At 70.7% G+C, this 14,239-nt stretch carries 15 protein-coding genes; 8 read left to right on the forward strand and 7 right to left on the reverse strand.

Going from position 1 to position 14,239, the window contains the following annotated elements; all coding sequences use genetic code 11:
- Positions 1 to 203 precede the first annotated feature (203 nt).
- Positions 204 to 728: a hypothetical protein gene (locus tag PV419_RS44685; RefSeq protein WP_319698971.1), complete on the reverse strand. Its 525-nt coding sequence runs from the start codon at positions 726 to 728 to the stop codon at positions 204 to 206.
- 327 nt (positions 729 to 1,055) lie between these two features.
- Here PV419_RS44685 and PV419_RS44690 point away from each other — a divergent pair, with 327 nt between their 5' ends.
- Together PV419_RS44690 and PV419_RS44695 are read left to right on the forward strand one after the other, a co-directional pair.
- Positions 1,056 to 1,532, forward strand: a complete 477-nt coding sequence (locus PV419_RS44690) for a hypothetical protein (protein WP_319698972.1) — start codon at positions 1,056 to 1,058, stop codon at positions 1,530 to 1,532.
- A 353-nt stretch (positions 1,533 to 1,885) separates the two neighbouring features.
- Positions 1,886 to 2,653, forward strand: a complete 768-nt coding sequence (locus PV419_RS44695) for an NUDIX hydrolase (protein WP_319698974.1) — start codon at positions 1,886 to 1,888, stop codon at positions 2,651 to 2,653.
- 199 nt (positions 2,654 to 2,852) lie between these two features.
- Here the strand turns inward: PV419_RS44695 and PV419_RS44700 are convergent, their stop codons facing one another.
- The 4 genes from PV419_RS44700 to PV419_RS44715 form a co-directional block, all read right to left on the reverse strand.
- Positions 2,853 to 4,805 carry an ABC transporter ATP-binding protein gene (locus PV419_RS44700; RefSeq protein ID WP_319698975.1) on the reverse strand — a complete coding sequence of 651 codons (1,953 nt, stop codon included), beginning with the start codon at positions 4,803 to 4,805 and terminating at the stop codon, positions 2,853 to 2,855.
- 98 nt (positions 4,806 to 4,903) lie between these two features.
- Positions 4,904 to 5,623, reverse strand: a complete 720-nt coding sequence (locus PV419_RS44705) for a lasso peptide biosynthesis B2 protein (RefSeq protein WP_319698976.1) — start codon at positions 5,621 to 5,623, stop codon at positions 4,904 to 4,906.
- The gene (locus PV419_RS44710; RefSeq protein WP_319698977.1) at positions 5,614 to 7,476 is read right to left on the reverse strand and encodes an asparagine synthase-related protein; all 1,863 of its coding nucleotides are present in this window, start codon (positions 7,474 to 7,476) and stop codon (positions 5,614 to 5,616) included. Before PV419_RS44710 ends, PV419_RS44705 begins: the two co-directional genes overlap by 10 nt.
- A 112-nt stretch (positions 7,477 to 7,588) precedes the next feature.
- Positions 7,589 to 7,732: a hypothetical protein gene (locus tag PV419_RS44715; protein WP_319698978.1), complete on the reverse strand. Its 144-nt coding sequence runs from the start codon at positions 7,730 to 7,732 to the stop codon at positions 7,589 to 7,591.
- Positions 7,733 to 7,973: 241 nt separating this feature from the next.
- On the opposite strand from PV419_RS44715, the gene PV419_RS44720 reads away from it, so the two are divergent.
- From PV419_RS44720 to PV419_RS44745, 6 genes are all read left to right on the forward strand, one after another.
- Positions 7,974 to 9,314, forward strand: coding sequence for a transcriptional regulator (locus tag PV419_RS44720; RefSeq protein WP_319698980.1), 1,341 nt, complete (start codon positions 7,974 to 7,976; stop codon positions 9,312 to 9,314).
- 238 nt (positions 9,315 to 9,552) lie between these two features.
- Positions 9,553 to 10,368 carry a class I SAM-dependent methyltransferase gene (locus tag PV419_RS44725; RefSeq protein WP_319698982.1) on the forward strand — a complete coding sequence of 272 codons (816 nt, stop codon included), beginning with the start codon at positions 9,553 to 9,555 and terminating at the stop codon, positions 10,366 to 10,368.
- A 279-nt stretch (positions 10,369 to 10,647) separates the two neighbouring features.
- Positions 10,648 to 10,857, forward strand: coding sequence for a hypothetical protein (locus PV419_RS44730; RefSeq protein WP_319698983.1), 210 nt, complete (start codon positions 10,648 to 10,650; stop codon positions 10,855 to 10,857).
- Between the two features lie 647 nt (positions 10,858 to 11,504).
- Positions 11,505 to 12,041 (forward strand): sigma-70 family RNA polymerase sigma factor, encoded by a 537-nt coding sequence (locus PV419_RS44735; protein WP_319698985.1) that lies wholly within the window; start codon positions 11,505 to 11,507, stop codon positions 12,039 to 12,041.
- Entirely contained in the window at positions 12,038 to 12,715 is a 678-nt protein-coding gene (locus PV419_RS44740) for a hypothetical protein (protein ID WP_319698987.1), read from the forward strand. Before PV419_RS44735 ends, PV419_RS44740 begins: the two co-directional genes overlap by 4 nt.
- A gap of 38 nt (positions 12,716 to 12,753) precedes the next feature.
- Entirely contained in the window at positions 12,754 to 12,936 is a 183-nt protein-coding gene (locus PV419_RS44745; RefSeq protein WP_319698989.1) for a hypothetical protein, read from the forward strand.
- Between the two features lie 43 nt (positions 12,937 to 12,979).
- On the opposite strand, the gene PV419_RS44750 is transcribed toward PV419_RS44745, so the two are convergent.
- Together PV419_RS44750 and PV419_RS44755 are read right to left on the reverse strand one after the other, a co-directional pair.
- A complete protein-coding gene (locus PV419_RS44750) occupies positions 12,980 to 13,729 on the reverse strand; it encodes a hypothetical protein (protein ID WP_319698991.1) in 750 nt (249 codons plus the stop codon).
- Positions 13,722 to 14,087, reverse strand: coding sequence for a hypothetical protein (locus PV419_RS44755; protein WP_319698992.1), 366 nt, complete (start codon positions 14,085 to 14,087; stop codon positions 13,722 to 13,724). The genes PV419_RS44750 and PV419_RS44755 overlap by 8 nt, the downstream gene beginning before the upstream one ends.
- Between the last annotated feature and the right edge of the window lie 152 nt (positions 14,088 to 14,239).

Consider the following 14,239-nt stretch of genomic DNA (forward strand, 5'->3'; position numbering starts at 1 on the left):
GGACGGTACGGCGCTCCACCGTACGGGTGGCAGGCCATAAGAAGGAGCTGGCCGAGGAGGAGATGGAGCAGGCCGACCGCGCCTGCGCCCGCCAGCTCCGAGACAAGGACGGCCTGTCGTGCCGCGAGATTGCAGCTGTGCTCGACGCTGAGGGCCTCCGTCTCAAGAGAGGGAGCCATGGCACCCGGAAACCGTCCGCCGGCTCAGTCAGACGTTGAGTCCGTCAGGGCTTGGCCACCGCTTGACCGCTGGTCCTCGAACATGTCCAGCTTCTTGCCGAACAGCGACTCCGCCTCTCCCGTGGCAAAGACGATCTTGCCGTACAGCGCGCACTGACAGATCAGAGAGTGGTCTGACTCCGACAGTTGAATCGCCCGTCGAGCCTCGGTCGGCTCAGTGAACCACTGCTTGATGCGCATGTAGTGGAAGCCCTCGGGACCGGTGTGGTCTCCGTAGACGATGTGACTGAGCCCTTTGAGGACCACCTCGTGGGAGAGCGCCTTCTTCGTTCCTGCGGGGTCGGAAAACGACACCTGCCAGGACCACTTTTGCCCTTCGCGGAGTTCCGCATCAGGAGGGAAGACACCGTCGAAGCCAGCGAGGTAGCCAGCGTTCGGACCGATTACGATGCTCTCCCACTCAGCATCGCCCAACCAAGGGGAAGCCGCCAGGAAGCCCTCCGCGACCTGACGAGTCTCGTCATCGGAAATCAGATGCTCTCCGCTCATTCCTTCTCCTCTGGCCTATGGTTCACCGCCCTATGAGCAAGGGCCCTTGCCTATCCTCGGTGATCGGACGTCCGCGTACTGTCCACTTCCACAACCGAACCCGAATCCCGGCCGATCGGTTGATGGGCAACGGAGAGGGGGCGCTCGAACCTCGGAGCCCCCTCTCCCTGATGTACCTGGTGCTACCACTCGAACGCGGGCGCGCCTCCAGACGATGAGCTTCTCCAGCACCTCAAGCAGCACCTGCTGCCTTCGCTCCGCCAGAAAGGGCCAACTCACCCAAGCGGGCACTGACAACAGAACGAAGAACAGCAACGGCACGAACCGATGTGCGACCCGACCGCCGCCCACGCCGTCCTCGCCCGCGGCGATGCGGCGGAGGCGTTCTTCATCGACCCGCTCACCGATATGCCCGTCCTGCGCACCCCCGACGACCGTGGCAAGTCGGCCTGGCGGTTCTACGCCCCGCTGTCCCTCCCGGCCAGCGGCGGAGGCGCGGAGCTCGCCTCGGTCGTGCTGCACCACACCGTGTGGCTCATCACCAGCGACGGGCAGGTCCACCCAGCGCCCTGCACGCCGACCGAGCACCTGTGGTGGGGCGACGGCTGGGGCGACCGGCCCAGCGAGGCCGCGACGGTCGTCAACGCGCTCCTGGAGGACGTCGGCGCCACCGTCAACCTGCGCGAACACTGGAAGGCCCCCAAGGGCCTGACTGCCCTGTTCAACGAGGAGCACAAGCACGGCGCCGAACTCACGCGCAGCACTCTCCTCCACGCCCGGATGACCCCGCCCTGTACCCGCTGAACACGCCTTCCTTCCGCCGGGCGACCACCTGACCGGCGCTACACGGTGTGGGCGAGGAAGTCCCGGACGGCGGGGACGCGCTGGTGCGTGCCGCAATTGGTCCGCAGGTCGGCGAGGATGCTGGTGCCCCGGGACGAGACGACGCCCTCAATGAGTGCAGGGGCTGCTCCGGTGTCGAACAGTGGATGGCGGTAGCGCTGATTCCGGGGCCGGTCGTCTCCCCAGCCTTCGCGCCTTGCTCGTCCCCCGTCGCTGAAGCGGTAGCTTCCGGCTCTCCGCGCCTCATCGGCCGCGGCCCCCTATGCCGAGCGATCGAACAGCCCGCGGGTGCGGGCCCCGAAGTGGAGATCACTTTGACCACCAACCTGTCCGACGCCGTCGAACTCCTCGGCGTCCCCGACCTCCACCTGGTGGAGACGGCACCGCCGGAACTCACGGACGCCCAAAGGGCCGCGATGAACCGCAGGTGGGAGGAGATGACCGCCGCCAACCCCACGCTCTTCGACGGGCCGGTGGTGGTGTGCACCAAAGTGGAGTGGAAGGACCCAGGGACGATGGTCCTGTCGTGGTGCCGCGCCACGTACCGGCTCCTCGTCCTGCGCCTGGACCCTGACCACGCTGTGCCGGCGCCCTCGCTTTTCGCCTCCGTCGCCCAGCCGACGACCGACGGACGCTTGCTGGTGGGGCGCATGGCGGCGTTGACCGTCGGCTCCGGGCGCTGGCAGCTGCCCGGCGGCACGATCGAGCCGCCCACAGGCGACGCCGGGCTGGTCGCGGACGCGTTGGCCCGTCATGCCGCCCGGGAGCTCGCCGAGGAGATCGGCCTCGACGTCCCGCACCGCGACCTGGAGTTGTGGGCGGTGACCCGCGGGAACTGGGGCAACATCGGCCTCCATTTCCGGGCGCCTGCCCGTCCGGCCGACACCCTCAGGGACGACTACGCGGCGCTCGCCTCCAGTGAGATCGGGCAGGGCCGCATCCCCGAACTGGACGGGATCGACTTCATCCGGTCGGAGGCCGACATCGCCAGCCTCGGCGGCCCCACGGCCGACTTCCTGCCGGTGCTCGCCGCCCTGCACTCCGGGGCAGACGCGGCCGGTCGGACCGGCAGCGGGAGGTAGCCGATGCCCGCGAGCCAGGGCGCCGCGGAACACCCAACCGCCCCGGGCGCGAGCGAGGAGGTCCTCGGCCGGGGCCGGGCAGGGCCGCGACATCCTCGGCGATCCGCTCCAGGCCCTGGTCTGGCTGACACGCCGCCTGTCCGGGCTCGGTACGCGACTGCGGGCCGTGAGACGCCCAATTGTGGTGAGGGTGTCCGGATCATGCGGGGGTGCTGGCGTAGGTGTTGGCCTGGGTGCGCCACATGGCCGCGTACGTGCCGTTGCCGTTGTTGTGGTGGAGGAGGGTTTCGTGGGTTCCTTCTTCGACGATTTCGCCGCCGTCGAGGACGATGATGCGGTCGGCGGTGCGGGTGGAGCCGAGGCGGTGGGTGATGAGGATGACGGTGCGGCCGCTGTTGCTGAGGGTGCGGATGCGTTCGTAGACGGCTTCTTCGGCCAGGGGGTCGAGGGCTGAGGTGGGTTCGTCGCAGATCAGGACGGGGGCGTTGCGGTAGAAGGTGCGTGCTGCGGCGATGCGCTGCCATTGGCCGCCGGAGAGGTCGCGGCCGCCCCACCAGGAGGGGGCGAGGTTGGTGTCGAGTCCGTCGGGGAGGGCGGCGAGGACGCTGTCGGCTCCGGCTGCGGCGGCGGCTGTGTGGATGGTGGGTTCGTCGCCGGGGCCTTGGCCGAGGGTGATGTTCTCGCGGGCGGTGACGGGCCAGCGGCGGAAGTCCTGGGGCAGCATCGCGAGGTTTTGCCAGATGTGTTCAGGGTCGGTGCGGGTGAGGTCGGTGCCGTCCCAGGTGATGGTGCCGGTGGTGGGGGTGTAGAGGCCGGCGAGGAGTTTGGCGAGGGTGGATTTGCCGGAGCCGTTGGCGCCGACGATGGCCAGCACCTCGCCGCGCTTCACGCGGACGCTGACGTTGCGGAGGGCGGGCAGTTCGCTTCCGGGGTAGTGGAAGGTGACGTCGCGGGCTTCGATGAGCTTCGGGTGGGCGGGGACGGGCTCGGGCTGGTCTGGGAGGCGGGTGCGGGCGGCGGTGTCGGTGAGGAAGTCGTCCCAGTCGCCGAGATACAGGCCGGTCTTGTAGGTGGTGTTGACGCTGTGGACGAGGCTGGTCAGCAGGCGCTGGCTGGTCTGGACGGCGACGAACGCGGTGCCTGCGGCGGCCACCGGGATGTGGCCGCTGGCGGTCAGCCACAGCAGTGCGGCGTACACGCCGCCGGTGGCGGTGCCCGCGACGGCGTCGCCGAGGAGCTGGTAGCGGGCGGCCGCGCGCCCGACAGAGGCGGCGGCGTCTTCGAGCCGGGCGGCGACGTCGGCGAACCGCTGCAGCAGCCAGGGGCGCATGGTGCCTGCGCGGACTTCCACGGCGGATTCGCGGCCGGCGGTGTGGAACATCAGGGAGTGCCGCAGGCGGCGGTCGGCCAGCGTGTGCCGGTCGGCGAGGTAGGCGGCGCGGGCGGCGCGGACTGCGGCCCAGCCGCGGGGGATGACGGCCAGCAGCAGGAGAGGCAGCAGCACGGGGTGGAGGTGGGCCAGGACACCGGCGGCGCCGAGCAGCCCCAGCAGGGCGGCGGTCACGGCGGTGAGCGCCTCCACCATGAAGTGGGCGTCCTTGGCGGCGCGGCTGGCGGCCTCGGACTGGTCACACCATGCCGGGTCGTCGTAGGCGGCCAAGGGCGCGCGGGTGGCGGCTTCCAGGTAGCGCTTCTCGGCGATGCCGTCGACGCGCGGGCCGATCCGCGCGGTGGTGGCCACGGTCAGCGCGGCCACCAGCGACCGGGCACAGGCCGCGCCCGCGACCACCACGAGCGAGGGCAGCGCCTGGTGCAGCCGCTCGGCCGTGGGCCCAGCAGTCAGCAGCGGGGCCAGGGCCCCGGTGGTGGCATATAGACCCACGGCGGTCACCGCCCCCGTCATCAGCTGGAGCAGGCCGGTGAGGAGAACAGCGCGGGGCGCGGCGGCCCACGCGAGCCGGACGGCGAGAGCGGACAGGTGCGGCAGGCGGCGGGCGATGGTCCACCAGGAGGCGTCCAACGCATCGTCATGGCGTTCTGCGCTCACGCTGTACTGCGGGATCGCCGCCGTCCGGAGCGCGGAGCGCCGTTGTCCCAGGTGGCGGTTACGGCGCTTGGCCGGTGTGGAGTTCGGGGTGGGAGAGGTCGTCACATCCGCGCCAACGATTCACCCGATCGGGTGTCACGGGCCCGTGCACTGGCGGAGGGTGGCGAATATACGTTCTGACGCGGGCTGTGATCGCCGTGCTGTCAGATGAGCAGGGCAGGCGTGTAGGGCCAGACGCGGTCGCTGGGATCCTGCCCGATCACTTCCTCTCCGGCTTGGATCCAGGCGTGGGCAGCGGCCGGAGCGGTCCGTGCTCCGATCACCCAGGTCACGCGGCGCCCGCGCAGCCAGGCAGCGAAAAAGCAGCCCAGTGACTCCTCGAGGCAGGCCGAACGGCCCGGCCAGGAGAGGCCCGCGCGGCGGACTGCGAGGAGCAGCAGGTCAGCTTCGTGAGCGGCCGCTGGGCGTCGGCGAGCGCGCGTCAGGGCGTGGGCGGCGGTGATGCTGGTGCGGATGGGAGCGCAGCGCAGCAGGAGCAGCGCGGCGGCCAGCCCGAGGACGCCGGCGGCGCGGTCGGCCGCTGTCAGTGCGGTGGTCTCGGGTAGGGGTGGGCGGATGGGCTGCTCGCCGGCCGGATGGGGGGCTGGCGCGGCGGGGGCGTCCAGCAGGCCGAGCTCGCCCAGCTGCCCGGTCAGTGCGGTCAGGTCGGCGCGAGCGGTATGCCGGTCGGCGCCTTGGCGGGCGAAGTGGTCGATGAGGTCGTCGAGGACCTGGTCGAGGGGCGTGCCGCTGGTGAGCTGGTGCCACAGGTGCGCGGCGGTGGCGTTGAAGTGCCGCCACTGGCCGCGGCGGGTGCGGGTGTCCATCACCGCGGCGGCTCCGCCGGGCAGACGTGCGGTGTAGAGCTGCGGGGTTACCGGCACGGGGAGCTCCTTTGGAGGTCGGGCTGCCACCAGGTGGCGCGTGCTGTCTGGAGGCGGGCGAGCCACAGTTCGGTGACGAGCAGGGTGTGGAGGGCGGCCAGCGGTGCGGGCGCACCGGCGACGGCGGCGTGAAGGCTGGCGGCGGCCTGGCCCGCGTCGAGCAGCCCCGCCTGGGCGAGCTCGGAGTGGTCGATGATGCGGCGCAGGACGGGGGCGTTGGCGGCCAGCCCGGCGTACAGGCTGGTGGTGAACGCGGTCTTGGTCGTGCGGTGCAGCAGGAAATGAGGGACCAGGCCGGTGAACGCCACCTGAGCGAGCGGCTTATAGACCCCGTGGCGCACCCGCTCGTAGGCGGGGATGCTCATGCTCGCGTCGATCACTGCGCTGTCGAGGAACGGCGCGTGTATGGGGAGGTTCCAGCGCTGGCGGGCGATCGCGTCGAACATCGCGTGACTGGAGGCCATCCACTCCAGACCAAGTCGGTCATGCAGCACCGCCGGGGTGATGTACGGGTCGGCGACTCCGGCGCGGTCGGCAACCAGCTCGCCCACCGCGCGGCGGCCGTCTGTGGTCAGCCAGTCCCCTGCGGCGGTCACTGAGCACCAGGCCAGGCTGCTGGCGCCTGGCGAAGTCGCGGCCAGCGGGCCAGGCCCCGTTAGCCGGGTGGCCAGGCGTTCGAGTGCACGCGGATACGGGGTGGCCGCGGTGGTGGCGAGCTGCTGCCATACCCGCCAGGGCGTGACGCGCTGCGAGCGCGCGTAGGCGGCCGCACGGCGCAGCGCCGAGGCTCGGCGGCCGGCGAGGAAGGCGTCGACGAGGTGGCTGTGGGCCGCGCTCAGCACGTTGTCACCGCCCCGGCCCGTCAGGTGCGCCTGCGATCCGCTCGCGGTCGCGGGCGTGAGCTGGGCGTCCTTGATGGCCAGCAGCCCCAAGGTCAGGGAGGGGATGTCCGTGGTCGGCAGGGCATCGGCATCGGCCAGTGCGTCGAAGTGCGCGACCCCGGCGGCGCGGGCGTCGACGACCTGGTGGGTGATGCCGTCGACCTCGGCGGCCGCCCGGCGTGCGTAGCGTGCGTCGTCATCCTCGGCCATCTGCGCGTCGGTATAGGTGACGGCCAGCAGCGGCCGGGTGCGGGCGGCGATGCAGGTGACCGAACTGCTGTCGACGCCCCCGGACAGATCGGCCGTGAGGCGCTCGTACGCCTTGGCCCGCCGCTCTACGGCTGGCGTGAAGGCGCAGCGGAGCCGACGTACTCCGTCCACGAGACCAGACGGCTTCGCCTCGCCGACGGGCGCCGTGCTGAGTTCCCTGCCGTAGCGCAGGATCAGGGCATGGCCGGGCGGCACGCGCCGGACCTTCTCGTAGTGGGCTTCATGGAGGCGGACATCCACGCCGGTCAGGGTGAGCTCGGCCAGCAGCAGCCGCAGGTTCGGCCCCGCACCGGCCAGCGCGGCCAGCGGTGCCGCCGCCGTGGACCACCAGATGCTGTTCTCGTACGGCAGCCAGTACACCGGCACCACCCCGGCACGATCCCCGACCACCCGCAGCGTGCCATCGCTGTGCACGACAGCCAGCTGTGAACCGGGCAGATACAGCGCCGGGCGCAGGTCACCGCCGAGCGCTGCCGTCAGGGCTGCGTGCCGCTCTGCCCGGGTGGCCAGGCAGCCCCCGACCGTGAACAGTCTCGCGCCCGTGCTCTTGTCGACGGTCGTGGCGATATCCCGCTCATCGTGACCGACAGCCCACAGCCATGCTCTGCCTGCGGCCCAGACCTCGCGGGCATCACGGGGCCGCACTTCAAGGGCTGATCCTGTGGTGCTGGTGGGGCACTTCCCGGCGACGAAACGCGCCATCCCCGGCCTCCTCCCACTCGTGGTTGGCAAAGCAAGCGCCCGGGACGGCTGGCCATCGCTCTACGGCCGCCCCGGGCGCGGTATCAATCCCCGGTCACCTCAACCGGCCGGATCAGCTCCAGTACTCGGTGTCGTCCGCGTTGTTCTGGTTGTTCGAGCCGAGGGTGGCGCCGGTGACCGTGCCGAGCTCGGTCACCACAGCCGGAACGTATGCGCCCTCGACGGCGGAGCCGGAAACCTGGGTCTGGTCTTCCATCGGAATGCCTCCTGCTCAGGGTTCGCCGCGCCCCTCAAATCCGGCATCCGGCCGGGAGCGTCGCGGCGGGGTGTGCCACCACCATCCGGGCACCCCGGCGCAGGCGGAAGACGGGCGGCGGGTGCGGTCCCGGTGCGGCCACGAGCACCCCAAGAGCACCGCTCGGCGGTATTCCGCCCCCTTGGCCTTGGCGGCTACCGTCAACATGTTCGGCCCGTTTAAACCGGAGGGCTGAGGGCTGATGACGCACCTGCTGACACGGGCCCGTGCCGCGCGCGACTGGAATCCGCCCGAATTCGCGCGCCGATTATGCGACCTGGGGGCCAGACGCGGCGTCCCGGTGGGCACCGGCAAGGACGGCGTCTACCGCTGGGAAGCCGGCCGCTGCCCCGACAAGGCCACCCAGCGCCTCATCGCCGAGCTGCTGGACATCCCCCTGGAAGCGGTGGACCAGTACCTGTGGCCCCTCTGGCTGGCTCTGGACCCGCTCCAACAGCCCACCCGCTACCCCTGGGACGCACCCGGCGCCATCCAGGCGCTCGACGACGTGTCAGAAAGAGAAATGATGACCATCAAGCGCAGGGACTTCACCTTTCTGACCGGCGCCACCCTCACCGAATCCCTATGGTCCTGGCTGACCGCCGACCCCGCCGCAGCTGGCCAGATCACTCAAGCCCGCCGGCTCGGCGAAAGAGCCGTCGTCCGCGTCGAGGACCGCGTCCGAGAACTCCGCCACGCCGACGATCTCGACGGCGGCGGCCAGCTCCTGACCGACACCGCCTCCAGCCTCCAACTCGTCGTCAACCTTCTCAAAGACCGCTCCTACACCAACGCCCATGGCGCCCGCCTCCACGCCGCCGCAGCCGACCTCGCACGCATGCACGCCTGGGCAGTCTTCGACATCCACGACCAATGCGCCGACGGCATCTTCCACGCCGCCCTGCGCTCCGCTCATGCCTCCTCCGACGCCTCCCTCGGCAGCCACGTCCTCGCCTTCTGGTCCATCGCCGCCCACAACACCGGCCGTGCTGACGACGCCGAAGCCATGACCAACGCCGCCCTCTCCGCCGCCCGGGGCCGCACCACCCCCCGGGTTGAGGCCATGCTGCTCTCCCGCCGCGCCCGCGCCCGCGCCCACCTGGCCAACTCGGCCGCGTTCACCGACCTCGGCAAGGCCGCCGACCTCCTCGCCGCAGCGGACGAGGCCCCGGGCGAGGACCCCGAATGGGTGTACTGGTTCGACCGCAGTGAACTCCTCGGCACCTGCGCCTCCACCTACCTCGACCTGGACCAGCCCGCCCGCGCCGAAGAGACGTTCATCGAAGCCGCCGCTCTCTTCCCAGCCGACCGCGTACGGACACAGACCCTCTTCCTCAGCCGTAGAGCGGACGCCCAATGGCGTCAGGGAGAGTTCGACGGCGCCTGCGCTACGGCCAACCTGGCGCTCGACCTCACGGAAGAGATCAGTTCCCACCGCGCTGCCGGCCCGCTGTACGACCTCGCCACCCGCATGCGGCCGCAGGAAGCCATCCCAGCCGTCCGCGACTTCCGAGAACGCCTCGCTGCCACCCTGACCGCCTAGCTGTGCCGTCCACATCGCCGCGCAGCCCGTCGACCACAACGGTGCTGTCCGAATGTGGGCGTGCCGCCCACGTGGCGGTGCTGGCTGCTGCTCGGATAGGTACGGGGGCCTGGTTGACGCCCGCCATGGATGAGCAGGTCGCCGCGGAGCTGTGCGGCCTGGAACCCGAGGCAGAGGAGACGCTGTACATGCTCAAGGTCGGCATGCCCAAGGTCACGGCGGATGTGAGGCAGCAGCGGTGAAGGCGAACACCCGCCGGGGCAACAGGCTGGCCTTCGACGAGGTAGCCGCGGTCTATGACCAGGCCCGGCCCGGCATCCCGGACCACCTGGTCACCACGATCGTGGACATCACCGGCCTTGCCCCCTCAGATCCGGTGCTCGAAGTCGGCGCCGGGACCGGCCAGCTCACCATGCCGCTGCGGGCCGCCGGAGTCGAGGTCACCGCCGTTGAACCGGGGGAGCGTCTGCGGGCCCTGCTGAGCAAGCGCACGGCCGGCGACAGTGGCGTGACCGTCCTCGGCGGGTTCTTCGAAGACCTCCCAGATCTCCAGGCTCCTGCTGGCACGTTCGCCGCCGTGGTCTCCGCCAACGCCTGGCAGTGGCTCGACCCGTCCGTCTCCTACACCAAGGCCGCCGACCTGCTGCGGCCCGGCGGGCACCTGGCCCTGATCTGGAACTTCCCCATCGTGGCCGACACCCGGCTGCAGCACGAACTGAACAAGCGGGCCTTCGGTGACTACCCCGACGCTGTCCGCGACCCGGCCACCCACCTGCCCGGCCTTCAGGCGCACGCCGCGGAGGGCCGCGCCGAACTGGCGGCCTCCGACCGGTTCGAGACCCCCTGGTGGCAGTTCACCACCGACACCCTCTCCCTCAGCCCGGACGCCTACTACGACCTGCTCCTGTCCTACGCCAACGCCGCCGTCCTCGATGCCGCCGCCCGTACCGACATGGCCCACCGTGTCCACACCGTTCTCACCGACCACGGCGCGGACACGGTACCGATGCTGAACCACCTGTACGCCTGCATCGCACGCCGGGCGGACCGGTGACCGCCACCCCCACCACGGCCGGCGTGTGCTCAAGTGTGAAGACGACGGCGCGCCCGGGCCGACAGGGCTGTTGGGCCGTATGATGATCACCGTGACAGTCGTTCGTCGTGCTCTGGGGGCTGGCCCACAGACGCCGCCCCCGGCATCCAGTACGGCATCCCCTCAGCGTAAGGGGGCGGCTGAGGCCGATCTGGACGCTGATCTGCCGGCCATCCGGCTTCCGGACCTGGGCGATCTACGCCACCGCGGCGTACTGGGAGCGCCAGGGAGGCTTGGGCGGTGAGCTCGACCCGTCGTGCCTTGGGCACCGGACCTCGTCTCGGTGAGCCGGAGTCGTCACCGGATGGGGATGGCCGCGAGCGTGCCCGTACGGTCGCGGAGCGCGCCGCCCTCGAGCCTCCTGTCCCGTTCCTCGAGGACCAGCTGGAGGCGCGGCCGCCGGGCCGTCGTCAGCTGGGCACCGGGCCTGAGCGGGACGACGCCTTGTAGCGTGCTGAGTCCTTGAGCCGTGGCTGGTCGGGCAGGAGGTGTCCGGAGCCGGAGCTGGCCGCGTTGGTGTCGGGGCTGGAATGTCCCAGGCTGCGGCCAGTGACGTTTTGGCTGCTGGGTCCCGGTGGGCTGCGGTTCGGCGTGAGCGCCAGCCGGTCGGCGTACGAGCGCGCGGCGGGGCCGCTTCGTTCGGTGCTTGTGCGACAAGGTCAGTGGCGTGTCTGGAAGTTGGCTTACCCATGCTGCTCGCTCCTGTTTGGCAAGCGGCTGCTCCTGTGTGATCCATGCCACGTATTTGGTCGACGTTGAGCGCTTCGCCGGTGACGCCTTCTTATTTACACAGGTCACAGGGTTGATCACGTACGCGTATTTTCGTATGAAACTACTTATCGTGGCCAGTTGAGGCCACTCGGTGATTTTCCGCAGGTCGTGCATGCGTGTTCCGGCCCGGAAATCGCTTAGGTGGAACACGAGGCCCAAAAAGCCTCCGGCGTACGCCCGTTGTGCGCCGTGTCCACCTCAACCCTCAACGAAGAGGACCGTGCGATGGATGTCCCCGCGATGCGCGACGCTGCCGGGAGGCCGATGTGATCGGCGACAGCACCTCCGAAAGCGCCGCATCTCCGGACGCAGGAGCCCCTCAACCCGTGCACGCTCCGCTGCAGCTCCCGCTGGAGTTCGAAGCCTTCTACCTCGGACACCAGGAGTTCTTCCACGACTACGCCGAGGCCCAGCTCGGCAGCCGCCGCGTAGCTGAGGAAGCGATTCACCAGGCGTTCCGGGAGATCCAGGCGGGCTGGGAGCAGCTGCTACGGGAAGGCAATCTGGAGCAGCGTGCCTGGACGGTGGTACGCCGGATCGTGGGGCGCCGCCTGGAGACCGAGGGGCGACCGCCGGCGTTCGTCATCAACGGGCCGATCGCCCTGGCACTGCGAGCTGCCCGGAACAAGCTGAAAGTCATGCAGAGCGTCTCGGGTCTGTACGAGGCGATAGCCGAGCTGCCGCCCCGCCAGTTCGACGTGATGGTCCTGCGCTACATCCTGGGATACCCCCCAGCCCGGATCGCCTGGTTCATGGGCCTGACCGAACGCACCGTGGACTACCACTGCCGCAAGGCCAAGGAACGGCTGCGCGTCCAGCTGGGATACCCCGGCCCGGAAGCCAAGGAAGGAAAAGGAAAATGACCTCCTCCGCCCTCGAAGACGTCCTGGCCGACGCCCGCATCCCCACCTCCTCCAAATCCTTCGACGTCGCGGCCGGCCTTCGCCGCCTGGCCGCCGACGCCGCCCTCAGCTCCCCCAACCCGGACCTGACCCGTGCAGCGCAGGCCCAACAGCGCCTGAGCGTGGTCTCGCGCTGGGTCCTCAACGAGCCGGGCGCGGCCGGCCACGTCGACCGCCTGGCCGAAGACCCTCCTCAGGCCGGGGAAGAGCCGGGCCACGCCGAGGCCGCGGAGCAGCTGGACATCGACGGTGCCCTGGTCTACGGCTGTCTGCTGTATCTGACCGGGCACCCGGAAAGCGCCGAGTTCTGGTGGAAGCTGGCCGCCGGCGCAGGCCACCGCGCCGCCGCCTACTGCCTCCACCTGCGCCACTGCGAGCTCGGCGAGGACCGCGAAGCACAGCACTGGCTCCACCAGCTCGTCCAAACCATGGACGAGAGCGGCGACGGCTTCTTCGAGGCCCTCGAGACCGTCGCGAAGTACGTGGGCACCAACGGCTCTGCCGCCAGTGTCCCGACGGGCTGCCTGGAAGCCGAAGTCGAGCGGCTGGCGTCCCGCGCACCGGGCTGCGGCATCGTCCGCCGCCCCGACCGGCGTCTGGCCGACCGGTTCCACCGCTTCGCCAACTGCCGCTGAACCAGGCACGCGACGCCCCACAGAGAGGAACGTCTGCCATGCAGCAGAATCCCGAGCCCGCCGACATGCCCAAGAACGCGGCCAACCCGGCGGTCCGCGCCATCCGGTGGGCGGTGCGCCGCCGGCGCACCGCGGCCCGCCTCATGCTCCATGGAGCCTGCTACGGCACGGGCACCGCCGCCGTCAGTATCGTCGCCGTCTGGCTCCGGCACCTCCTGTGACCACCCCGCACATGCGGCCGGCCCGGTGGCGGGCCGGCGGCGGTCACCTGCCGGGCACAGGGGCGGTGCTCGGCGGCGGGGTGCCGACGGCAATCCGGGCTCCGACCAGTTGACCGGCCTGGGCAGCGGTGCGCAGGGCCTTGGCGGCGGCCTTGCTGTCGTGGCGCAGGTCGGCGAGGCCGACGTGGCCGGCGTAGAGCACGGCCCATCCGTAGCGGGCGGCCTGGGCGAGCCAGCCATCCGGCAACTCCACGCTCCCGGCGTAGAACTGCCCGCCGTCGGGTTCAAGGACCAGGAGTCCGTCCTCGCCTGCGGGGCCGTGTCCGAGGAGCAGCACGCCGATCCACTCGGGCGCCTGGGGCGGGGCCTGGCGCATCCGGGAGACCAAGTGGAAGCCCTGGCCGAGCAGGTGGCTGGCGACCACGTTGGTCAGCTCTGCGCCCGGGCCATTGACGATGTATGCCCTGCTCACAGTCTCGGCGACCAGCACGGGCAGGTCGGCCCCGCCATGGTCGAGGACAGCAGCGGTCATGGTCATGTCGTAACCGTCGGCGGGCACGGACGGGCCGAGGCCGGCTCCCGTCTGGATGACCTCGGAAGGGCCGCATCGGTCGTGCACGTAGACGACGTGCGTAAAGGTGCCGCCGGTGAGGACCACCGTGTTCACCGTGCCGGTCAGTGGCTCCCGGCAACTGGCGCAGATGCCGCTGGTCAGGGAGATATCGGCGGCACGGGCGATGCCCTCGGGGCCGAGTAAGGCCCGGACTTCGGGGCTCATCTGCACCTCAGGCATGGGGCTGTTCCCCGTCGTGCTCGTCGCGGACGACGACGGCGTGCTCCTGGTGGGCGTAGCCGCGCAAGTTGTCGTCCCACCAGGGGGCGGCCGGCACGGGCCCGCGGCTGGTGCCGTGGGCGCGGTCGTGGTCCAGCAGCTGGCGGGCGGTCGCTTCGGCGTCCTGCTGGCTGGTCTCGGTGGGCTCGACGTCGGCCAGGGCGGGTTCGGCGCGGTCGGCGAGTGCGGCCCGGTGCACCAGGTAGGCGCGGTGGCGCCGCTGGTCGCCGGGGCGGACGGTCCGCTCGATGTCCAGCCGCTCGACTGCAGCTGTCTCGCGCAGCAGCGCGAGGCAGGTCTTGGGGGAGATCGTGCTCATCGAGTCCTTCCGGCAGAGGGTCGGGCCGAAGTCGGCTCCCACGACTCCGGCCGCAGTGAGCGTACAGATGCACGTCAAGCCTGCACGGAGTCGTTGTCGACGGTCAGGGCCCTGGGCCTTGTGAAACCTGCGCGGCTCATCCCACCTGGTGG

It is taken from the genome of Streptomyces sp. ME19-01-6 (assembly GCF_033793745.1).
In the GTDB taxonomy this organism is placed as follows: domain Bacteria; phylum Actinomycetota; class Actinomycetes; order Streptomycetales; family Streptomycetaceae; genus Streptomyces.